Genomic DNA, 20,992 nt, shown 5'->3' on the forward strand with positions numbered 1-20,992 from the left:
ATTCCGATGAGCGACAACGCCACCCAAGTTCTGCCCAAGGCCAAGAAGTCGGTCGCCCTCAGCGGCACCGCGGCCGGCAACACCGCCCTGTGCACGGTCGGCCGCAGCGGCAACGATCTGCATTACCGCGGCTACGACATCCACGACCTGGCGACCCAGTCGACCTTCGAGGAAGTCGCGCACCTGCTGGTCCACGGCGCGCTGCCGACCGCCTCCCAGCTCAAGGCCTACAAGCTCAAGCTCAAGCGTCTGCGCGGCCTGCCCGCGATCGTGACCGAGGCGCTGGAGCTGGTGCCGGCCAACGCCCACCCGATGGACGTGATGCGCACCGGCTGCTCGGTGCTGGGCACGGTGCTGCCCGAGCGCGAAGGCCACCCGGCCAGCGAGGCGCGCGACATCGCCGACCGCCTGATCGCCAGCTTCGGTTCGATGCTGTTGTACTGGTGGCACTTCACCCGCAACGGCCGCCGCATCGACTGCGAGACCGACGACGACAGCGTCGCCGCGCATTTCCTGCACTTGCTGCACGGCGAGGAGCCCAGCGCGCTGCACGCAGACTCGCTGGACAAGTCGCTGATCCTGTACGCCGAGCACGAGTTCAACGCCTCGACCTTCACCGCGCGCGTGATCGCCGGCACCGGTTCGGACCTGCATTCGTGCATCACCGGCGCGATCGGCGCGCTGCGCGGTCCCAAGCACGGCGGCGCCAACGAAGTCGCGATGGACATCATCTCGCGCTACTCCAGCGCCGACGAAGCTGAGGCCGACATCCGCGCCCGGGTCGAACGCAAGGAAATCGTGATCGGCTTCGGCCACCCGGTCTACACCATCGGCGACCCGCGCAATCCCATCATCAAGGAGCTGTCGCGCGCGCTGTGCAAGGACGGCGGCAACCAGGTCCTGTTCGACGTCAGCGAGCGCATCGAGACGCTGATGTGGGACCTGAAGAAGATGTTCCCGAACCTAGATTGGTACTCGGCGTCGGCCTATCACATGATGGGCATCCCGACCCCGATGTTCACCCCGCTGTTCGTGATCGCGCGCACCACCGGCTGGGCCGCGCACGTGATCGAGCAGCGCGAGGACGGCAAGATCATCCGCCCCAGCGCCAACTACACCGGCCCGGAAGATCGCGCCTACGTGCCGATCGAGCAGCGCTGAGCCGCGTCGGCGTTCGCGCCGCGCCCGCAGGACCCGACAGGCCGCGCCACTGCGCGGCCTGCTTTTTTTGTGCCTCGTTCTTTGGTCTAACGACGCCGGAAGCGCGAACGGCGCATGGCATAGTCGGCCGGCGCGCTCGCAAAGCGCGAACGGGATCGCATCGCGGGCGCATCGATAGGCGTAGCGTCGGCCCTGCGGCCGGCCGCTATGCCGGCCATGCCGATGCGTGCCGGAGGGGGCCATGCGCGACCAGGACATCTTGAACAAGACGGAAGCGGGGCGCGACGAAATCGAGCACCGCACGCGCAAGCTGCCGACCGTCCTGCGCTCCTTGTTGTTGTTGGTCGACGGGCAGCGCGATGTGGCGCAGTTGCGCGCAGTGGCGGCGGGTCTGCATGGGCCGTCGGACGCGCTGGATCAATTGGTCGCCTTGGGATTGATCGGCATCGGCGCGCAGGCGCCGGCGGCGGCCAGGCCGACGCTGGCGGCCGCGAACGTGCCGAACCCGGCCGGCGCCCCTGGTACGGAGGCTGCGCAACGGCTGGCCATGGCCGATACTGCGAATCGTTACGGCGTGCTGTACGCCATGATGTCCGACGCGGTGCGCGAACAATTGGGTCTGCGCGGTTACTTCCTGCAGCTCAAGATCGAGCGTTCCACCGATCTGGCTGAGCTGGCGAAATTGTTGCCGGACCTGCGCGCGGCGGTGACCAAGGCGCGCGATGCGGCCTGGGCGGACGAGCTGGACCGGCGCTTGCGCGCGGCTGCGCAGCTGTAGCGACGCGGTAGCCGGGTGGCCTTTATCGCCACGCTCTACAAGCGAGCCGTGGGATGTGGCGCGCCATGGGCGGGTCGCATCGTCGCGCAGCTCCGGGCTCTGCGTCTTCGCTTCTTTGGCTCCCTCCTTTGGAAAAGGGTGAAGCCGTGCGGCTTACGAGCCGCAGGTTCGTGCGCGGCTGAACGCCAGGAGGTTCTTGCTCCTAGCTCCCTCCTTTATCAAAGGAGGGTTGGGGAGGATTTGCTGTTGCTTCGCTTTCGTCTTTTCTGACCGAAGGTCAAGCAGCTTCCGCTGCTGCGCATGCGTGTCACTTTCTCTTGCTCCTAGCTCCCTCCTTTATCAAAGGAGGGTTGGGGAGGCTGCTGCGCATGCGGGTCACTTTCTCTTGCTAGCCCAAGAGAAAGTAACCAAAGAGAAGGGCTAGCGTGACCAACCCTCCCCTGCGAGTTCGAGGCTTGCGCCGGGATTTTTCGAATGGACATCCCTGTCCATTCGAAAAACGGCGCGCGTCCTGCGCGCCGCCCTACGGGTCTACGACTGGTCGTGTAAGTGCGGTGCCTTTGGATTTCAATGCCGCGGCAACGGCAACGGCAACGGCAACGGCAACGGCAACGGCAACGGCAATCGCAGCTCCGTGAAAGGCGGCATTCGTAGGATGTGGTGAGCCGAAGGCGAACCGCATCGTCGCGCGGCTTCGGGGTTCCGCGATAGCGCGGTTGCCGCCGCGCACGAATCTTCGTCGCGATGCGCGCAACGCAAGCTGCGCGCATCGCCGCTCGCCTCTTAGGCCAAACCTTCCGCCTGCAACGCCGCGTGTACGCCCGCATCGGCTTCCATCCGCTGCTTGAACGCAGCCAGATTATTCAAGCCGCTGAGGTCGATCTTCTGCCCGTCGGCCCAACGCAGGGTGATGTACAGATACGGATCGGCGTAGCTGCGGAAACCGGCCAGCCACTGCTTGCCTTCGAGCTGGCGGTCGGCGGCTTCGTACAGCGCGCGCAGGCGCTTGTGCGCGGCGTCCTTGAGCGCGGGCTGGTCGCTCGTGTCTTCGGAGAAACGCGTGGGCGCGAACAGCGGCAGGAAGGCCGGGTGCAGGTCGGAGTTCACGAACGCGAGCCAGCGCGCCGCGGTCGCGCGCTGCTGGATGCTGCCGTCGCCGGCGAGCTGTGCGTCCGGATAACTGTCGGCGATGTAGCCCATGATCGCGGCGTTCTGGGTCAGCACGAAATCGCCGTCCTCGATCGCGGGCACGGCGCCGGCCGGATTGATCGCCAGGAACGCGGGCGCCTTCATCGCGTCGCGCGTCATCACCTGCACCTCGAACGGCTGCCCGGTCCACTGCAAGGCGATGTGGTCGGCGGTCGAACACGCGCCGGGCTTGGTGTAGAGCTTCATGGGCGGACTCCTTTGGGCGAGGAAAGCGTCCAGAGTAAAGAGGAACGAGTGAGTAGCGCTACTACTCGTACCGCGTTCCTTCGCTGCACCGGTGCGCCGACGCGCATGCCCCAAAAAAGCAAAAGGAACGAGCGCATTCCACTCGTTCCTCTTTCTTATTTACGCGTTACCCGCTTGCTCAGGTCTTGCGCGGCTTCAGCTTCTGCACCTGATAGAAGGTGTGATCGCCGATGGTCGCGACCTGGTAGGCGTTGCGCCAGCTCGGGCTGGCGATCGCGTGGGCGGCGAAGTGGCTGGCGCCCGGCACGATCTCCTTGCGCTGGCCGGCCGGCAGGGCCCAGTTGCGCTCGGCTTCCAGGGCGATCTGCACCGACTCGGCCCAGGCCTCGGTGTTGCTCAGGCGCGTGCCCGGCGATACCAGGGTCGGCGCGAACTGCTTGCGGGCGGTGACCACCTCGCAGACCGAATCGCCCCACAGACCGCTGTCGCGGCGACGCAGGGCGACCTCGGCCACGGCCTTCTGGCCGCGGATGGACTGGTCGCGGGCTTCCAGGTAGACGGTGGTGCTCAAACACAGCGAATCGGCGGGCTGCGGCGGAAGCACTGAGGCCAGCCACAGGATCCAGGCGAGTTTCATATTGACTCCTTGCTCCGTTGCGCTGGACCGCACTGGGGCTTCCGTTCCCTCCTAGCGGGGACGGACGACACGGCGTGGACCGGCATGGCGTACTGGGGAGGGCAGCGGCTCTGCGGCGCGCTTTTGCCCCGTGCCGTGAACCGCGTGGACGACGCGGGCGGCGAGGGTTGCCACCTGAAGCGGTGGCGGGAAAGTTGGCGCACGGTAGCCGCGACTAACTAAACGCCCGCTGAATCTAAAAACCTAAGTGCGCGAAAAAACTCAAGTTTTTACTCTGAATAGGCGCTAAGGCCTTGCCAGGGAAGGGTATCTCCGGGGCGCGAGACGCCCCTGGGAGCGTGACGCTCACCACTGTTCAGCTGCCCTGAAAACGCTTTACAGCGCCGCCGCGACCCGGCTGCCCTGGGCAATGGCGCGCTTGGCGTCCAGTTCCGCGGCCACGTCGGCGCCGCCGATCACGTGCACGGGGCGGCCGTCGCCGGCCAGCTGCGCGGCCAGCGGCTTGAACGGCTCCTGGCCGGCGCAGATCACGACATGATCGACCGCCAGCACCTGTTCGCTGCCGTCGACGCGGATGCGGAAGCCTTCGTCGTCCACGCCCAGGTACTCGACGCCGCCCAGCATGCGCACCTGCTTGGCTTTGAGGGTGGCGCGGTGGATCCAGCCGGTGGTCTTGCCCAGGCGCGCGCCGGGCTTGCCGGCGCTGCGCTGCAGCAGCCAGACCTGGCGCGCGGGCGGTTCCGGCCGCGCTTCGGCCAGGCCGCCGCGGTTGTCGCCGTAGCCCAGGTCCACGCCCCATTCGGCGCGCCAGCGCGCCGGATCCAGGCTGGAGCTGTCGTGGCCGGCCGGGTGCACCAGGTATTCGGCCACGTCGAAGCCGATGCCGCCGGCGCCGACGATCGCGACCTTGGCGCCGGGCACCACGCCGCCGCGCAGCACGTCCAGGTAGCTGAGCACCTTGGGATGGTCGGCGCCGGGGAAATCGACCGCGCGCGGGGCGATGCCGGTGGCCAGCACGATCTCGTCGTACCCGGCCAGCGCGGCCGCGTCGGCGCGCGTGTTCAGACGCAGCTCGACGCCGCTGGTTTCGATTTTGCGCGCGAAGTAACGCAGGGTCTCGTGGAACTCTTCCTTGCCCGGGATCCGCTTGGCCAGGTTGAACTGGCCGCCGATTTCGTGGGCGGCGTCGAACAGGGTGACACGGTGACCGCGTTCGGCCGCCACCGTCGCGCAGGCCAGGCCGGCCGGGCCCGCGCCGACCACCGCCACCCGCTTGGGCGCCGCGGTCGGGGTGTAGTTGAGCTCGGTCTCGGCGCAGGCGCGCGGATTGACCAGGCAGCTGGCGTGCTTGTTCTCGAACACGTGGTCCAGGCAGGCCTGGTTGCAGGCGATGCAGGTGTTGATCTCGTCGCTGCGGCGGTCGCGGGCCTTGGCGACCCAGGCCGGGTCGGCCAGCAGCGGCCGCGCCATCGAGACCATGTCGGCCTCGCCCTCGCGCAGGATGCGTTCGGCCACGTCGGGCATGTTGATGCGGTTGGTGGCGATCAGCGGCAGGCCCACGTGCGGCTTCAGGCGCGCGGTGATGCCGGTGAAGGCCGCGCGCGGCACCGAGGTGGCGATGGTGGGGATGCGCGCCTCGTGCCAACCGATGCCGGTGTTGATCAGGCTGGCGCCCGCGGCCTCGATCGCCTGGGCCTGGGCGATCACGTCCTCCCAGGTCGAACCGCCATCGACCAGGTCGATCATCGACAGCCGGTAGATGATGATGAAATCCGGGCCGCAGGCCTCGCGGATGCCGCGCACGATCCGGGTCACGAACGCGATCCGGCGCGCGGCGTCGCCGCCCCATTCGTCCTCGCGCTTATTGGTGCGCGGCACGGTGAACTGGTTGAGCAGATAGCCTTCCGAGCCCATCACCTCGACGCCGTCATAGCCGGCCTCGCGTGCGAGCCTGGCGCTGTTGACGAAGGCGCGGATCTGCGCGCGCACACCCATGCCCGACAGCGCGCGCGGCGTGAACGGGTTGATCGGCGCCTTGAGCTTGGACGGCGCGACCTGCAGCGGGTGATAGCCGTAGCGGCCGGCATGCAGGATCTGCAGGCAGATGCGGCCGCCGTGGCCGTGCACGGCCTGGGTGACCTGGCGGTGCTTGCCGACTTCCCAGCGCCAGCTCAGCTTGCCGCCGAAGGGCTTGAGCCAGCCGACGATGTTGGGCGCGAAGCCGCCGGTCACGATCAGGCCGACGCCGCCGGCCGCGCGCTCGCCGAAATAGGCCGCCAGCTTCGGGAAGTCGGCGGCCTTGTCCTCCAGCCCCGTATGCATCGAGCCCATCAGCACGCGGTTGGGCAGGACGCAGTGGCCCAGGTCCAGCGGCTCGAACAGCTTGGGATACAAGGGGTGCGGGGCGGCGGGGCTTGCGGGCGGGGAGCTGGCGGCCGTCATGCTCGAATACGCTGGCGTATGGAGCGCGCACGATGCCGGTAAAACGGCCGCGATTCAACCACGGCGTGCGGCGGGCGCCCGTGCGCCCGCCCAGGAGGTGCGCCGGCCGGCGCGCGCCGCCGCAACGCTGCATCCCAGACATCGCATCGCGCGGACGATTGACTCCGGCGCGGCCGCCCCTACTCTTATGAGCACCCGAAACCCGGCCACGCCGCCCATGAAGTCGTTCCCGCTACTGATATCGCTGCATGCCCAGCGCGAGAGCGCGGGCCGGGTGCGCCTGCCTCCTGTGATCTGCGAGCGCGTGTCGAGCTGATTCGACCGCGCCGCCGCCACACGATACCTAGCACCCGCAAGGGTGCTTTTTTATTGCCCGTCGTTCGGCCCGGCGCTGCGCTCCGGCGCCGGTTTTCCATCCACCGCAGTCCCGTGCATTCCAAGGAGAACGTGTCGTGAATACCGCGGCCGAGACCGAAACCTAGCCGCGCGCCCCGTCGCCAACCGGGTCGCGCGGCCTCCCGAGTTGGCAACGAATAGCGAAAAATCTCATGAACACCACCACTGTCTCCCGCTGGCGCAATCTCGGCATCATCGCCCACGTCGATGCGGGCAAAACCACGCTCACCGAACGCCTGTTGTGGAAAACGGGCGCGATCCATCGCACCGGCGAAGTCCACGACGGCGCCGCCACCACCGACTTCAGTCCGATCGAGAAGGACCGCGGCATCACCATCGGCGCCGCGGCCGTGCAGACGCATTGGGCGCCGCAGGGTCGGGCCGAGCATCGCCTGACCATCATCGACACGCCCGGCCACATCGACTTCGCGATCGAAGTCGAACGCTCGCTGCGCGTGCTCGACGGCGCAGTCGCCGTGTTCAGCGCGGTCGACGGCGTGCAGCCGCAATCGGAAACCGTGTGGCGCCAGGCGCGCCGGCACGGCGTGCCGATGATCGCGTTCGTCAACAAGATGGACCGGGTCGGCGCCTCGCTGGACTTCGTGCTGGCGCAGATGCGCGACAAGCTCGATGCGCAGCCGTGGCCGCTGGGCCAGGCGATCGGCGCCGAGGGCGAGCTGCGCGGCTGGGTCGACTACGTGGCGCGCGAGATCGTGCTGTGGGGCCCCGACGACGCCATCGCGCGCCGGCCCTGGGACGGCGACGACAGCCGCGCTTACGAGCCGCTGCGCCAGCGCCTGATCGAGGCCGTCGCCGATCACGACGACGAACTCGCCCAGGCCTACCTGGAAGCGCGCGCGATCGACGCTGGCCTGCTCAAGGCCGCGTTGCGTCGCGCCACGCTGCTCGGCGCGGGCACGCCCGTGCTGGCCGGCTCCGCGTTCAAGAACAAGGGCGTGGAGCCGCTGCTGGACGCGATCGTCGACTACCTGCCGTCGCCGCTGGATCGGCCGTGGGTGCGCGCCGAGAGCGAGCAGGGCGAGGTCGCGCTGGCCCCGGACGCGTCCGGTCCCTTGGCCGGCCTGGTGTTCAAGATCGTGCACAAGGAGCACGGCGCGCTGTCGTTCGTGCGCCTGTACTCGGGCACGCTGCGGGTCGGCGACACCGTCTGGGCTTCGCGACGCGAACGCGCGCTGCGGGTCGGCCGCCTGGTCGTGGTGCAGGCCGACCGCGGCCGCGACGTCGAGGCCGCGTATGCGGGCGAGATCGTCGCGGTGCAGGGCTGGAAGGACGCGGTCAGCGGCGAAACCTTGAGCGCGGTCGATCGCAAGCTGGTGCTGGACGCGATCCAGGCCCAGCCGGCGGTGCTGTCCTGGCGTCTGAGCGCGGCCAACGCGGGCGATCTGATCCGTCTCGGCCAGGGCTTGGCCAGCCTGGCCCAGGAGGATCCGTCGTTCCACGTCGGCAGCGACGAGGACACCGGCGAAACCCTGATCTGGGGCATGGGCGAACTGCACCTGGAGGTGATGGTGGAACGCCTGCGCCAGGAGTGGAAGGTCGAGGTGCGCACCGGTTCGCCGCGCGTGGCCTATCAGGAAACGCCGAGCCGCGCCGTCATGGGCGTCGAAGGCAAGTTGTCGAAGCAAAACGGCGGCATCGGACAATTCGCGCGCGTGCTCATCGATGTCGAGCCGCGCACGGACGGTCGCTTCGAGTTCGTCGACCGCACCAGCGGCGGCGTGGTCCCGCGCAACTTCGTCAATGCGACGGAAAAGGGACTGCGCAGCGCGCTAACGGAAGGCCCGCGCGGCTATCCGGTGGTCGGGCTCACGGTGACCCTGGTCGACGGCGAGACGCATGCGGTGGATTCGTCCGAACTCGCGTTCCAACGCGCGGCGGGCGAGGCCCTGAAGGCGGCGCTGGCGCTCAGCGGCACCACGGTGCTGGAGCCGGTGATGACGCTGGTCGTGGACACGCCCGCCGGCAACGTCGGCGACGTGGTCGGCGACCTGCAACGTCGCTCCGGCCGGGTGCTGGCGATCGACGACCGTGGCACCCGCGCCGATGTCTCCGCGCGCGCGCCGCTGGCGCAGCTGTCGGGTTACACCACCGCGCTGCGTTCGCTGACCCAGGGACGGGCCTCGGCCTCGCTGGTCTTCAACGGCTACGAGGCCGCGCGCAACGTCTGAGTGCGTGAGCTTGTTTGAAAGCGCAGGGGCCGGCATCGCCGGCCCCTTTTTTTGCTTCAGTGAATTTTCCAATCTCGCATTCCAATAGCTTAAGAATGCGCAGGGCGCGGCAGCGCGAACAGCGAGATTTTGTGGTGTCACTGCCGATCGTCAACACAAAGTCATCATTTTTGGTGCCGGTCAATGTGGACGAATGCGCTTAGCCATCACGTTGCTCCTCCCCGCCTGCCTCCGGAGCGCAGTTGACTGGAGTGATGGAGTCCTAAAAGATGGACGCGACGCGATCGACTGCGGTGCGGTGGTCAGGCAGCAGCACGGCAGGTCTGAGATAGGCGCCGATAGCGTCCGTCGCGCACTGCGACAGGGAAATCGTTGCGACAGGAATCGCTGCCTATGCCGCAGCAGCCAGGGAGGCTATGCCATGTCCGACTCGAATACTTCGCGTACCGACGATGCGTCGCTGGCGCTGTGTCTGTCGGGCGGGGGGCTGCGCGCTACGCTGTTTCATCTGGGGGTAATCCAGAGTCTGCGCGCTGCGCGGCGCGGCGACCGGTCGGCGCTTGAAAGTATCGGCGAAATCTATTCGGTGTCCGGTGGCAGCATCCTGGCCGCGCATCTGGTCCTGAATTGGGAAAAGTACTGTGGGTCGGAGGACGACTTCCAGTCGATGGCCAAACAGATCCGCGCGCTGGCCTATCGCGATATCCGTAACCGCGTAGTGCGGCGGTGGATTGGATCGATCTTGCTCGTGCTGCCCAGGCTTCTAGGCCGGGGCAGCCGCACCTATTGGCTGGAAAGGGAATACGAATCGTTGTATCGCGGCGCCAAGTTGAAGGATCTTGCGGGCGACGACACGCGGGCCAGGCCGCGGCTGCATATCCTGTCCACCAGCTTCAAGTCCGGGGAAATGTGCAGTTTCTCGGCCGGGCGTTTCGAGATCAGCAAGCTCGCGCGCGACGATCGCCCGCTCCAGTCTGACGGGGCCCCTGCGGAATCGATCCGGGTCGCGTTCGCCGTCACTGCGTCCAGCGCATTCCCGCCAATGTTCCCGCCTCTGCGGCTCAGCGAACGCATGCTGGATAAGGTCGAAGTCTCGGATCTGCAAGGCGTCATCGATCTGTCCGACGGCGGTGTATACGACAACCTCGGCGCCGAAAAGCTCATCCACGACAAGGCTACCGGACAAAGCCGGGCCGACGCTGTCGTGCTGAGTAATGCCGGCGCGTCGTTCCGTACGGAGCAGAATGCTTCGTTGTGGGACATCGTCTCACGCAACGTGCGCGCGTCGGACATCATGATGCGGCGCGTGGCCGACAACACCGATCACCGCATAGCGCTGACAGGGATGCAGTTGGTGGATATCCGTATCCGAGCAGAGGCGGATGAATCCGGTCTGGACTCTGAGACTCAGAAAAAACTCAACAAGATTAGGACCGACCTCGATCGGTTCCCACCGTTGTTGGCGGACATGCTGATCGTACATGGGCATGCTGTAGGGCTGCGTATGTTGCGTAAGGCCGGCTTCGAAGCGTGCGGCTCGGAGCCAATGCGGCCGCGGGCGTCGGCAAAGCGTCTGGGTGAGGAGGCCGAGTATGCTGCGAGGCGTGCGGCAATTACTCTGGGCGCTTCCGATTGGATGACCTACGCTCTCAGCGCGTTCGTCCTAGCTTTGTTTACCGCCTTTTTTTGGTCGGCGGCCACGTCTCGGCTCACCTATTTGCTGGCCGAGCAGCAAGAGACGGACCTGAAAGCCGCGCAGATTGCGAGGATTGCGGCTGCCGAAGAGCGTGCGACGAACGAGTCTCAACTGCGCGAAAGGCTGGATGTTGAGCGCAAGACCTTGTTGACCGAAAACGAAGGCTTGAAGGCGAAGTTGGAGGCGATGGGCAAGCCCGTGGCCGAACCGGGTAAGGACAACGCCGACTATCAGGTGTGGATCCAGTTCGCGGGATCGCTCACGCGCGAGCAAATGAAGGAGTTTGGGCGGAGCGTACAACGCAAGTGGCCGAACGCGCCCGGTGCGCAACGTGGCGGCGAACGGATCGCAAGCGCGGCGGGCAAGCGTGAAGTCCGCTACGGCGACCGGGACGATGAAGACGCGGCCAAAAGGCTGACGGCCGATATCGTAGCCACCGGGTTGGTGCCGTCGATGGAAAGTCCGAAGTTTATAAAGGGAATTTCACCGCGTTCTCTTGAGATTTGGGTGAGTCCGTAGCGCAGCCCCCCCTTCGACCGCGTCGAAGGTTCGCCGGAACATAACCAGGTGCGCCGCAGGCCGAGTCCGGTCTTTCATGGCGGCGCCTGCTTCGTGCGCGCGGCTCAAACAGCAGCCGGCCGTAGCCGTAACAGACTCAACCCCATCGCCGCGTAACCGGTGCCCAGCGCACGGTTGAACCAGCGCGCGCGGCGCGGCTGCGCGAACCAGCCGCGCAAGGCGCCGGCCAGCACCACGTAACACAGGTGCGAGAGCACGGTGCAGGCGGCGAAGGTCAGGGTCAGGGCGAAGAACTGCGGCAGCAGCGCGGCGTCGGCGCGCATGAACTGCGGCAGCAGGGCGGTGAAGAACAGGATGCTCTTGGGGTTGGTGGTCGCCACCAGCAGACCTTGCAGGAACATGCGCCGCGGCGCGCCGGCCTGGGCGGGCGAGGGCGCACGCGCGAACAGGTCGTCGCGCGCGCGCCATTGGCGCAGGCCCAGCCAGATCAGATAGGCCGCGCCGGCCAGCTTGAGCGCGCCGAACAACCAGGCCGAGGTCTGGAGCAGGGCGCCCAAGCCCAGCATCGCGGTCGCCGAGACCAGGAACACGCCCAGGGCGTTGCCGACCGAGCCCAGCAGGGCGCGGCGCGCGCCGTGCGCGGCGGTGTTGGATACCGCCAGCAACACCGCCGGCCCGGGGCTGAATGCGGTCAACAGCGCGAGGCTGCAGAACAGCAGCCAGGACGTAGCGTTCATGCGCGCGCCCTCGTCGCGATCACCAGCCGGCCAGGGTCAGCTTGCCGACGGTGCTGCCCGATTCGAGGCGGCGATGCGCTTCGCGCAGGGTCGCCGCGTCGATCTTGCCCAGGGTCGCGCTGTGGGTGCCGCGCAGTTCGCCGGCGTCGATCAGCTTGGCGACGCGGTCCAGGATGCGCGCCTGCTCGACCATGTCGGCGGTCTGGAAGCGCGGACGCGCGAACATCATTTCCCAATGGATGCTGATGCACTTGGCCTTGTAGGGGTCGCCGATCTTGAGCGCGCCGCTGGGCTCGACGATCAGGCCGACATGGCCCTGCGGCGCCAGCAGTTCGCCGATCGCGTCCCAGTAGCGGTCGGTGTCGGCCAGGTTCAGCACCGCCTCGACCTGGGCATGGCCCAGCGCCTGCAACTGCGGCAGCAGCGGTTGGCGGTGGTCGATCACTTCGTGCGCGCCCATCGCGCGGCACCAGTCGATCGTCTCCTGACGCGAGGCGGTGGCGATCACGTTGAAGCCGGCGCGGCGCGCGAGCTGGATCGCGATCGAGCCGACGCCGCCGGCGCCGGCGATCACCAGCACGGTCTTGCCGATGCCGCCCTGGTCGGCGTCGTAGGGCATGCGCTGGAACAGCAGCTCCCAGGCGGTAATCGCGGTCAGCGGCAGGGCCGCGGCCTGGGCCGCGTCCAGCGAGCGCGGCGCATGGCCGGTCACGCGCTCGTCGACCAGCTGCAACTGCGCGTTGCTGCCGGGGCGGGTGATGTCGCCGGCGTAGTAGACGCGGTCGCCGACCTTGAAGCGGGTGACCGCGTCGCCGACCGCGAGCACGATGCCGGCGGCGTCGTAGCCGAGCACGCGCGGCTGCGCTTCCACGTTCGGCTTGGGCGCGCGCACTTTGGTGTCGACCGGATTGACCGAGATCGCCTCGACCTGGATCAACAGGTCGTGGCCCTGCGGCGCGGCGGGGTCGGGCAGTTCGACGTCGAGCAGGGATTCGGGATCGTCGATGGGCAGGTAGCGGGTGAGGGCGACGGCTTTCATAAGTGGCTCCAAACGGTTCGGTCGTTGAATGCGGATGAGGGAATCAGAACGCGGACAGCACCAGGCCGCCTTCGGCGCGGATCGCCGAGCCGTTGACCACCGAGGCCGCCGGGCTGGCGACGAAGGCGACCACGCGCGCGATCTCTGCCGGTTCGGCGAAGCGGCGCAGCAGCGAGGTCGGGCGTACGGTCTGGAAGAACTGCTTTTCGAACTCGGCCGCGCTCACGCCCTGTTGCTCGGCGAGCTGCTCGACGAACACGCCCACGCCCTCGGAACGGGTCGGGCCGGCCAGCACCGAGTTGACGGTGACCTGGGTGCCGGCGGTGAGCTGGGCCATGCCGCGCGCCAGCGCGATCTGCGCGGCCTTGGTCACGCCGTAATGGATCATCTCGGCCGGGATCTGCAGGCCCGACTCGCTGGACAGGAACACCACCCGGCCGCGATCGCGCGCGAGCATGCCGCTGAAGTAATGGCGCGACAGGCGCACGCCGCTCATCACGTTGGCATCCCACAGGCGCTGCCATTCCTCGTCTTCGATGTTGGCGAAATCGGTGGGCACGAAGATGCCGAGGTTGTTGATCAGGATGTCGGTCTGCGGCACCGTGGCGATGAACTCGGCCGCGCCCTGGGCGCTGGCGAGATCGGCGGCGACGCCGCTGAGCTGTGCGCCCGGCACGGCGGCGCGCAGCGAAGCCAGCGCGGCATCGACGCGGGCCTGGCTGCGGCCGTTGACGACCACGGCGGCGCCGGCGCGCGCGAGTTCTTCGGCGATGGCATAGCCGATGCCCGCGGTGGAACCGGTGACGACGGCGGTGGAACCGGAAAGGGAGGCGCTCATGTCGGTGCTCGCGTTGAAGTGGGGAAGGGATTCGAGAACAGGCTGAAGCATCGGACGGTTCAGACCGGCGCGGGCGTGCGCTCGGAGAACATGCCGTTCCAATACGGGTAGTAGGGATAAGGCGGCGTGACGCGGCTGGCGTCGTCGAGCCTGGCGACCTGCTCGGCGCTGAGGCTCCAGCCGACCGCGCCCAGGTTCTGGCGCAGTTGTTCCTCGTTGCGCGCACCGATCAGCACGCTGGACACCGTCGGGCGCCGCAGCAGCCAGTTCAGGGCGATCTGCGGCACGCTCTTGCCGGTTTCGGCGGCGACCTCGTCCAGCGCGCCGACGATGCGGTACAGGCGCTCCTCCTCCACCGGCGGCGCGAAGCCAGCGGTGTCGTGCAAGCGGCTGCCCTCGGGCAGCGGCTGGCCGCGGCGGATCTTGCCGGTCAGCCGGCCCCAGCCCAGCGGGCTCCACACCACCGCGCCCACGCCCTGATCCTGCGCCAGCGGCATCAGCTCCCATTCGTAGTCGCGGCCGACCAGCGAGTAATAGGTCTGGTTGGCGACGAAGCGCGAATAGCCGTAGCGATCGGCGACCGCCTGCGACTTCATCAGCTGCCAGCCGGAATAGTTGGACACGCCCAGGTAGCGCAGCTTGCCGGCGCGGACCAGGTCGTCGAGCGTGGACATGACCTGCTCGACCGGCGTTTGCGCATCGAAGTGATGCAGCTGCAGCAGGTCGATGTAGTCGGTGCCCAGGCGCTGCAGGGCGCGATCGACGGCGCGGATCAGATGATGACGCGAGGCGCCGACGTCGTTGGCGCCTTCGCCGGCGCGCAGGCTGATCTTGGTCGACAGGATGACTTCATCGCGGCGGCCCTGGATGGCGGCGCCGAGTATCGATTCGGAGGCGCCGTCGGAATACACGTCGGCGGTGTCGAACAGATTAACGCCGGCCTCCAGGCAGATCTCGATCAGGCGCCGCGCCTCGGCGACGTCGGTATTGCCCCAGGCGCTGAACAGCGGGCCCTTGCCGCCGAAAGTGCCGGCGCCGAAGCCCAGGACCGGCACCTTGAAGCCGGAGTTGCCGAGAAAGCGGGTGTCCATGACGGTGTTCCTTGCGATTAAGGCGTGCGTTTGCGAGGCGCCTGGCGAATGAGGGGAGAGCGGAATCAGGCGGCCGGGCAGGCCGCGGCGGCTTGCGGCGTCGGCTTGCGCGGTGCGTCCAGGCGCGCCGCCCACACCGCCAGCACGATGCCCGTCACCGTCACCAACGCGGCCACCCAAGTCACCGCGCCCAAGCCTAGGCCTACGTTGATCACCGCGCCGCCCAGCCAGGCGCCGAGTGCGTTGCCGAGGTTGAAGGCGCCGATGTTGAGGCTGGAGGCGAGGTTGCGGCCGGCGCTGTCGGTCTTCTGCAACACCCACAGCTGGATCGGCGACACCGTGGCGAAGGCGGCGATGCCGAGCAGGGCGACGAAGATCACCGCGGCGATCTTGCTGTGCAGGGCGAAGGTCATCAGGCCCAACACCACCGCCAGCGCGACCAGGGTGCCGATCAGGGCCGGCGCCAGGCGACGGTCGGCGAGACGGCCGCCGAGCAGGTTGCCGGCGATCAGGCCGACGCCGAACACCAGCAGGATCGGCGACACCGCGCTTTCGGCGAAGCCGGTGACCTGGGTCAGGATCGGCTGGATGTAGGTGAACACGGTGAACACGCCGGCGAAGCCGAGCACGGTCATGGCCAGGCCCAGCAGCACCTGCGGATGGGTCACCGCCTTGATCTCGTCGCGCAGCGCGGCGTTCTCCTGCTGGCCGTTGTCCTTGGGCACCAGCGCCGCGATCACGATCGTGGCGATCACGCCGATCGCAGCCACCGCCCAGAACGTCGCGCGCCAGCCCAGGTGCAGGCCCAGCCAGGCGCCGGCGGGCACGCCGAGCAGGGTGGCCACGGTCAGGCCGACGAACATGATCGAGATCGCCGAGGCCTTGCGGTCTTCCGAGACCAGGCCGGTCGCGACTACCGCGCCCACGCCGAAGAAGGTGCCGTGCGCCAGCGAGGTGATCACGCGCGCGATCATCAGAGTGGTGTAGTTGGGCGCGATCGCGCAGGCGATGTTGCCCAGGGTGAAGATCAGCATCAGCGCGACCAGCACGGTCTTGCGCGGCAGGCGTCGGGTCGCGGTGGTCAGCAGCGGCGCACCGACGAACACGCCCAGGGCGTAGCCGGAGATCAGCAGGCCGGCCGCGGCGATGGTGACCTGGAGATCGGCGGCGACCTGCATCAGCAGGCCCATGATCACGAATTCGGTGGTGCCGATGCCGAAGGCGCCGGCGGTGAGGGCGTACAGGGCCAAAGGCATGCGCTGCTTGGGCGCGCCATGCTTCGAGGCGCCCGTTTCGGAGCGGGGAAGGGCGGGGGATTCCATGTCGGGCATCCACTGGGGAGGCGCGCAGTCTGGAAGCTTGCATCTTTAGCTAAAACCACCAAGATGACTAATCAGTTTCAATAAATAATTGAGAATAGGCCATGGACCGAGTCGGCGACCTTGCCTTGTTCCTGCGCGTGCTCGATCTGGGCTCGATCAGCGCCGCCGCGCGCAGCCTGGACCTGTCGGTGGCGGTGGCCAGCCAGCGCCTGAAGCGGCTGGAACGCGACCTGGGCGTGCGCCTGTTGCACCGGACCACGCGCCAGCTGCACGCCACCCCCGAGGGCGCGGCCTTGGCCGAACAGGGCCGTGCCCTGGTCGAGGACCTGGAGGCGCTGACCGGCGGCCTGCGCCAGGCCGCGACCGACGTCGCCGGCACCCTGCGCCTGACCGCCTCGGCCTCGTTCGGGCGCCAGTACCTGTCGCCGCTGCTGCCCGAATTCCTGGCCCTGCATCCGCGGGTCAAGGTCAGCGTCAATCTCAACGATCAGTTGCTGGACCTGGTGAGTTCCGGTTTCGATCTGGCGATCCGGATCGGCGCGCTCGAGGACTCCAGCCTGGTCGCGCGCAAGCTGGCGCCGAACCGGCGCGTGATCTGCGCCTCGCCCGACTACGTGCGCCGCCATGGCATGCCCAACTCGCCCGAGGAGCTCGCGCGCCACGAGTGTCTGATCCTGGTCGGCAGCCAGGGCCGCCAGGATCTGTGGCGCCTGCACGACCGCGCCGGCCGCGAAGTCGCGGTACGGGTGTCGGGGCGTTTCGAAAGCAACCTGGGCGAGCTGCTGCGCGACGCCGCGGTCGCCGGCCTGGGCATCGCCGTGCATTCGACCTGGCACGTCAACGAGGACCTGCGCGCGAAACGGCTGGTGCCGGTGATGCCGGACTACGGCGTCGCCGAATCCGGCATCTACGCGGTGATGCCGCAGCGTCGCCTGATTCCGCCGCGGGTGCGCGCGTTCGCCGATTTCCTGGCCGAACGCTTCGGCGAGCATCCGCCTTGGGAGCAGTACGAAATCTCGGTGCCTTGAGCGCCCTGGTCTTCCCCCTTTGAAAAAGGGGGATTGAGGGGGATTCGCTTTTCGGCTCCGCGCGCGCGGCTCGATCGCGGCTAACGCCGCTCCCACAGAAGGCGTAGCGTCGCGCCGGTCTTCCCCCTTTGGAAAAGGGGGATTGAGAGGGATTCGCTTTTCGGCTCCGCGCGCGCGGCTCGATCGCGGCTCACGCCGCTCCCACAGAAGGCCTTGCGTCGCGCCGGCCTTCCCCCTTTGAAAAAGGGGGATTGAGGGGGATTTGCTTTTCGTCTCCGCGCGCGCGGCTCGATCGCGGCTCAGCCGCTCCCACAGAAGGCCTTGCGTCGCTCCGGCCTTCCCCCTTTGGAAAAGGGGGATTGAGGGGGATTTGCTTTTCCCCGCCCTCAATCGAACGCAAACGCATCCAAAGCCAACGAGCCCATCTCGTGCGACCGATGGATCGTGCGTACCGAGGCCTGCGCACCGGCCGCGCCCATCGCCACGAACAAGGGCATCAGATGCTCGACGGTCGGATGCGCATGCCGCGCGTGCGGCGCCTGCGCCTGCCAATCCAGCAGCGCGGCATGGTCGTGCGCGTCCAGGCGTGCGTGCATCCACTCGCCGAACTCGCGCGCCCACGGCGCCAGCGGCGCGTCGCGGTGTTGCCAGTCCAGATCGCCCAGGTTGTGCACGAAGCCGCCCGAGCCGATCACCAGCACGCCCTCCTCGCGCAGCGGCGCCAGCGCGCGACCCAACGCGTAATGCTGGGCCGCGTCGCCGTGCGGCATCACCGACAGCGGTACCACCGGTATCCCGGCCTGCGGGTACATGCGCCGCAAGGGTACCCAGATGCCGTGATCCAAGCCGTGCGACTCGCGCACCTTGGGATTCAAACCGGCCTCCTCCAGGCGCGCGCGGATCGCCTCGGCCAGGCCCGGATCGCCCGGGGCGGGGTATTGAATCTGGTACAGCGGCGCCGGGAAGCCGCCGAAGTCGTGCACGGTGTGCGGCTGCGGGTGTCCGCCCAGCATCGGCCGGTCGGTCATGAAATGCGCCGAGGCGACCACGATCGCCTTCGGCCACGGCAACTGCGCGCCCAGCCCGTCCAGGAAGCGGCCGGCGGCGGAATCCTCGATCGCCAGCATCGGCGAACCGTGGGACAGGAACAGGGTCGGCAGGCGGGTCGGAATGTCCATAGCGCAAGGGTGATCCCGCGCGGGGGCAAACACCAGCGCGTTGCGCCGCTCGCTGCGTTCCGTCCTTGGCGTCAAACGCCGGCGCGGCGTTCGCGCCGGCCGCACATGCCGCGCCGCAGACTGACGCTTCCGCCCCCGCCTCACCGCCCCTCATGAACCACGCCGATCCCCGTTCCGCCGTCCGTCCCGACTACGACGCGCCGATGCGCGAGATCGCCGACTACGTGCTCGATTACCGCATCGACTCCGACGAGGCCTACGCCACCGCGCGCACCATGCTGCTGGATTCGCTGGCCTGCGCGGCCCTGGCGATGGTGCACCCGGCCTGCGTCGCCCATCTGGGCCCGCTGGTGCCGGGCGCGGAACTGCGCGGCGGCGCGCGCGTGCCGTACACCGCCTACGAACTCGATCCGGCCCAGGCCGCCTACAGCATCGGCAGCCAGATCCGCTGGCTGGATTTCAACGACACCTGGCTGGCCGCCGAGTGGGGGCATCCGTCCGACAACCTGGGCACGCTGCTCGCGCTGGCCGACTACCTGGGCCGGCGCGCCGAAGCCGCGGGCGGTCGCGGCCTGAGCGTGCGCGAGGTGCTGGACCATGCGATCAAGGCCCACGAGATCCAGGGCTGCTACGCCTTGCGCAACGCCTTCAACCGGGTCGGCCTGGATCACGTGATCCTGGTGCGCCTGGCCTCGACCGCGCTGGCCACGCGCATGCTGGGCGGCGAGCGCGAGGCGATCCTGAGCGCGATCTCGCAGGCCTGGATCGACAACGGCGCGCTGCGCACCTATCGGCATGCGCCCAACACCGGCCCGCGCAAGAGCTGGGCGGCGGGCGACGCCTGCCGGCGCGCGGTCGTGCACGCGCTCAACGCGGTCAAGGGCGAGGTCGGCTATCCCAGCGCCTTGAGCGCGCCGACCTGGGGTTTCTACGACGTCGCCATGCGCGGTCGCGCGTTCGAGTTCGAGCGCCCCTTCGGCAGCTACGTGATGGAGAACGTGCTGTTCAAGATCAGCTATCCGGCCGAATTCCATGCCCAGACCGCGGTGGAATGCGCGCTGCGTCTGCACCCGCAGGTGCGCGACCGCCTCGACCGCATCGCGCGCATCGAACTGCGCACCCAGGAGGCCGGGCGCCGCATCATCGACAAGACCGGGCCGTTGGCCAATTACGCCGATCGCGATCACTGCCTGCAGTACATGGTGGCGGTGCCGCTGATCTTCGGCCGGCTCCAGGCCGAGGACTATGGCGACGCCATCGCCGCCGATCCGCGCATCGACGCGCTGCGCGCGCAGATGACGGTCGTCGAAGATGCGGACTTCACCCGCGACTACCACGACCCCGACCGGCGCTACATCGGCAACGCCGTGCAGGTGTTCTTCGACGACGGCAGCGCCACCGAGGCGGTGCGGGTCGATGTCCCGGTCGGCCATCGCCGCCGCCGCGCCGAGGGCCTGCCTTTGCTGATGGCCAAGTTCGAGACTGCGATCCGCGCCCGACTGCCGTCCGCGCAGGCCGATACACTGTGCGCGCTGGCCCGGGACCCGGCGCGGTTGGACGCGCAGCCCATCACCGGCTTCCTGGGCCTGTTTCAGCCCTGATTCACGTTCGCGGCGGCGCCGGCGTTTAACACGGATGCCGTCGCGAATGTTAGATGCCTGTTAACATGGCTTTCACATAGGCAAACCTAACCTGCGCGGGATGGCGTCGTAAGGCGGCTGTCCTGAATTGGTAGGAACCTCGCAGACGCGGTTTCCAAATTTTTCTGAACCAAGGAGCTATAACAAATGAATAAAAAACTCCTCTGCGCCGCCCTGCTGGGTGGCCTGAGTCTGGCCCAGGCGGCCAGCGCGCAGGATTTCGACGACCGCTGGTACATCACCGGTTCGACGGGCATGAACATCCAGGACAACGACCGCGGCACGCGTAACGCGCCGTTCCTGGGCCTGGGCGTGGGCAAGTTCATCAGCCCGAACTGGTCGATCGACGGCGAGCTGAACTACCAGCACCCGAAGTTCGACGCCGATCAGGACCTGTCGTGGAGCCAGTACGGCGTCTCGCTGGACTTCCGTCGCCACTTCATCACCGAAGGCCGCAACTGGAACCCGTACGCCCTGCTGGGTATCGGCTACCAGCGTTCGGAAGAAGAGTTCAACGCGTTCCCGTCGCCGAACTCGCCGGGCCGCCGTGAAGACGGCAACCTGGCCGCCAAGNCCAGTACGGCGTCTCGCTGGACTTCCGCCGCCACTTCATCACCGAAGGCCGCAACTGGAACCCGTACGCGCTGCTGGGTATCGGCTACCAGCGTTCGGAAGAAGAGTTCAACGCGTTCCCGTCGCCGAACTCGCCGGGCCGCCGTGAAGACGGCAACCTGGCCGCCAAGGTCGGTCTGGGCATCCAGGGCGACCTGGGCCGCGTCGGTATCCGTACCGAGCTGGCGTACCGCGCCGACTTCGACGACACCAGCAATGCCGCTCCGCAGGAAGACTGGTTCGGCGACGTGCTGGCTTCGGTCGGCATCATCGTCCCGCTGGGCCCGGAAGCCA

At 67.9% G+C, this 20,992-nt stretch carries 17 protein-coding genes and 1 pseudogene; 9 read left to right on the forward strand and 9 right to left on the reverse strand.

The features are described from left to right. Window positions 1-6: 6 nt before the first annotated feature. Together prpC and ASD69_RS00240 are read left to right on the forward strand one after the other, a co-directional pair. Complete coding sequence (gene prpC, locus ASD69_RS00235) at window positions 7-1,161, forward strand: 2-methylcitrate synthase (protein ID WP_056172405.1); 1,155 nt, start codon at window positions 7-9, stop codon at window positions 1,159-1,161. 241 nt (window positions 1,162-1,402) lie between these two features. Beyond that, on the forward strand, window positions 1,403-1,939 hold the full coding sequence (locus ASD69_RS00240) for a hypothetical protein (protein WP_056172407.1): 537 nt from the start codon (window positions 1,403-1,405) through the stop codon (window positions 1,937-1,939). Window positions 1,940-2,722: 783 nt separating this feature from the next. On the opposite strand, the gene ASD69_RS00245 is transcribed toward ASD69_RS00240, so the two are convergent. The 3 genes from ASD69_RS00245 to ASD69_RS00255 all read right to left on the reverse strand — a co-directional run bounded on the left by ASD69_RS00245 (window position 2,723) and on the right by ASD69_RS00255 (window position 6,413). Further along, window positions 2,723-3,334 carry a glutathione S-transferase N-terminal domain-containing protein gene (locus ASD69_RS00245; RefSeq protein ID WP_056172410.1) on the reverse strand — a complete coding sequence of 204 codons (612 nt, stop codon included), beginning with the start codon at window positions 3,332-3,334 and terminating at the stop codon, window positions 2,723-2,725. Window positions 3,335-3,512: 178 nt separating this feature from the next. Next, on the reverse strand, window positions 3,513-3,971 hold the full coding sequence (locus ASD69_RS00250) for a cell wall hydrolase (RefSeq protein WP_056172412.1): 459 nt from the start codon (window positions 3,969-3,971) through the stop codon (window positions 3,513-3,515). Window positions 3,972-4,346: 375 nt separating this feature from the next. Then, window positions 4,347-6,413, reverse strand: coding sequence for an NADPH-dependent 2,4-dienoyl-CoA reductase (locus ASD69_RS00255; protein ID WP_056172415.1), 2,067 nt, complete (start codon window positions 6,411-6,413; stop codon window positions 4,347-4,349). Between ASD69_RS00255 and ASD69_RS21595 the strand changes: the two genes are divergently transcribed. The 3 genes from ASD69_RS21595 to ASD69_RS00265 all read left to right on the forward strand — a co-directional run bounded on the left by ASD69_RS21595 (window position 6,412) and on the right by ASD69_RS00265 (window position 11,213). After that, entirely contained in the window at window positions 6,412-6,729 is a 318-nt protein-coding gene (locus ASD69_RS21595) for a hypothetical protein (protein WP_157498854.1), read from the forward strand. The genes ASD69_RS00255 and ASD69_RS21595 overlap by 2 nt on opposite strands. A gap of 232 nt (window positions 6,730-6,961) precedes the next feature. Further along, window positions 6,962-8,998: an elongation factor G gene (gene fusA, locus ASD69_RS00260; RefSeq protein WP_056172417.1), complete on the forward strand. Its 2,037-nt coding sequence runs from the start codon at window positions 6,962-6,964 to the stop codon at window positions 8,996-8,998. Window positions 8,999-9,419: 421 nt separating this feature from the next. Continuing rightward, window positions 9,420-11,213 carry a patatin-like phospholipase family protein gene (locus ASD69_RS00265; protein WP_056172420.1) on the forward strand — a complete coding sequence of 598 codons (1,794 nt, stop codon included), beginning with the start codon at window positions 9,420-9,422 and terminating at the stop codon, window positions 11,211-11,213. 104 nt (window positions 11,214-11,317) lie between these two features. Here ASD69_RS00265 and ASD69_RS00270 read toward each other — a convergent pair whose 3' ends face one another. The 5 genes from ASD69_RS00270 to ASD69_RS00290 form a co-directional block, all read right to left on the reverse strand. Then, entirely contained in the window at window positions 11,318-11,950 is a 633-nt protein-coding gene (locus ASD69_RS00270; protein WP_056172423.1) for a LysE family translocator, read from the reverse strand. 19 nt (window positions 11,951-11,969) lie between these two features. Then, window positions 11,970-12,989, reverse strand: a complete 1,020-nt coding sequence (locus tag ASD69_RS00275; protein ID WP_056172426.1) for a zinc-binding alcohol dehydrogenase family protein — start codon at window positions 12,987-12,989, stop codon at window positions 11,970-11,972. Window positions 12,990-13,032: 43 nt separating this feature from the next. After that, window positions 13,033-13,827 (reverse strand): SDR family oxidoreductase, encoded by a 795-nt coding sequence (locus tag ASD69_RS00280; protein WP_056172429.1) that lies wholly within the window; start codon window positions 13,825-13,827, stop codon window positions 13,033-13,035. Window positions 13,828-13,886: 59 nt separating this feature from the next. Next, on the reverse strand, window positions 13,887-14,918 hold the full coding sequence (locus ASD69_RS00285) for an aldo/keto reductase (RefSeq protein WP_056172431.1): 1,032 nt from the start codon (window positions 14,916-14,918) through the stop codon (window positions 13,887-13,889). A 65-nt stretch (window positions 14,919-14,983) separates the two neighbouring features. Beyond that, window positions 14,984-16,174, reverse strand: coding sequence for an MFS transporter (locus tag ASD69_RS00290; RefSeq protein WP_056176312.1), 1,191 nt, complete (start codon window positions 16,172-16,174; stop codon window positions 14,984-14,986). Window positions 16,175-16,341: 167 nt separating this feature from the next. Here ASD69_RS00290 and ASD69_RS00295 point away from each other — a divergent pair, with 167 nt between their 5' ends. Continuing rightward, complete coding sequence (locus ASD69_RS00295; RefSeq protein WP_056172434.1) at window positions 16,342-17,268, forward strand: LysR family transcriptional regulator; 927 nt, start codon at window positions 16,342-16,344, stop codon at window positions 17,266-17,268. 386 nt (window positions 17,269-17,654) lie between these two features. Here ASD69_RS00295 and ASD69_RS00300 read toward each other — a convergent pair whose 3' ends face one another. Then, complete coding sequence (locus ASD69_RS00300; protein WP_056172436.1) at window positions 17,655-18,446, reverse strand: class III extradiol ring-cleavage dioxygenase; 792 nt, start codon at window positions 18,444-18,446, stop codon at window positions 17,655-17,657. Between the two features lie 152 nt (window positions 18,447-18,598). Between ASD69_RS00300 and ASD69_RS00305 the strand changes: the two genes are divergently transcribed. From ASD69_RS00305 to ASD69_RS22540, 3 genes and pseudogenes are all read left to right on the forward strand, one after another. Next, complete coding sequence (locus ASD69_RS00305) at window positions 18,599-20,047, forward strand: bifunctional 2-methylcitrate dehydratase/aconitate hydratase (protein ID WP_056172439.1); 1,449 nt, start codon at window positions 18,599-18,601, stop codon at window positions 20,045-20,047. Window positions 20,048-20,233: 186 nt separating this feature from the next. After that, window positions 20,234-20,659, forward strand: a 426-nt coding sequence (locus ASD69_RS00310; RefSeq protein ID WP_157499088.1) for an outer membrane beta-barrel protein, incomplete at its 3' end; no start/stop codon positions are given. 1 nt (window position 20,660) lies between these two features. Beyond that, window positions 20,661-20,992 (forward strand): annotated as a pseudogene (locus ASD69_RS22540) (hypothetical protein); the annotation flags it as partial.

The organism is Lysobacter sp. Root604, from assembly GCF_001427505.1.
Taxonomy (GTDB): Bacteria; Pseudomonadota; Gammaproteobacteria; order Xanthomonadales; family Xanthomonadaceae; genus Lysobacter.

Excerpts from the sequence above, each read along its gene's own strand:
- ASD69_RS00240 (WP_056172407.1), top strand. The coding sequence starts at position 1,403 with ATGCGCGACCAGGACATCTTGAACAAGACGGAAGCGGGGCGCGACGAA.
- ASD69_RS00290 (WP_056176312.1), bottom strand. The coding sequence starts at position 16,174 with ATGCCTTTGGCCCTGTACGCCCTCACCGCCGGCGCCTTCGGCATCGGC.
- ASD69_RS00295 (WP_056172434.1), top strand. The coding sequence starts at position 16,342 with ATGGACCGAGTCGGCGACCTTGCCTTGTTCCTGCGCGTGCTCGATCTG.
- ASD69_RS00250 (WP_056172412.1), bottom strand. The coding sequence starts at position 3,971 with ATGAAACTCGCCTGGATCCTGTGGCTGGCCTCAGTGCTTCCGCCGCAG.
- ASD69_RS00285 (WP_056172431.1), bottom strand. The coding sequence starts at position 14,918 with ATGGACACCCGCTTTCTCGGCAACTCCGGCTTCAAGGTGCCGGTCCTG.
- ASD69_RS00300 (WP_056172436.1), bottom strand. The coding sequence starts at position 18,446 with ATGGACATTCCGACCCGCCTGCCGACCCTGTTCCTGTCCCACGGTTCG.
- ASD69_RS00255 (WP_056172415.1), bottom strand. The coding sequence starts at position 6,413 with ATGACGGCCGCCAGCTCCCCGCCCGCAAGCCCCGCCGCCCCGCACCCC.
- prpC (WP_056172405.1), top strand. The coding sequence starts at position 7 with ATGAGCGACAACGCCACCCAAGTTCTGCCCAAGGCCAAGAAGTCGGTC.
- ASD69_RS00305 (WP_056172439.1), top strand. The coding sequence starts at position 18,599 with ATGAACCACGCCGATCCCCGTTCCGCCGTCCGTCCCGACTACGACGCG.
- ASD69_RS00270 (WP_056172423.1), bottom strand. The coding sequence starts at position 11,950 with ATGAACGCTACGTCCTGGCTGCTGTTCTGCAGCCTCGCGCTGTTGACC.
- ASD69_RS00275 (WP_056172426.1), bottom strand. The coding sequence starts at position 12,989 with ATGAAAGCCGTCGCCCTCACCCGCTACCTGCCCATCGACGATCCCGAA.
- fusA (WP_056172417.1), top strand. The coding sequence starts at position 6,962 with ATGAACACCACCACTGTCTCCCGCTGGCGCAATCTCGGCATCATCGCC.
- ASD69_RS00280 (WP_056172429.1), bottom strand. The coding sequence starts at position 13,827 with ATGAGCGCCTCCCTTTCCGGTTCCACCGCCGTCGTCACCGGTTCCACC.
- ASD69_RS00245 (WP_056172410.1), bottom strand. The coding sequence starts at position 3,334 with ATGAAGCTCTACACCAAGCCCGGCGCGTGTTCGACCGCCGACCACATC.
- ASD69_RS21595 (WP_157498854.1), top strand. The coding sequence starts at position 6,412 with ATGCTCGAATACGCTGGCGTATGGAGCGCGCACGATGCCGGTAAAACG.
- ASD69_RS00265 (WP_056172420.1), top strand. The coding sequence starts at position 9,420 with ATGTCCGACTCGAATACTTCGCGTACCGACGATGCGTCGCTGGCGCTG.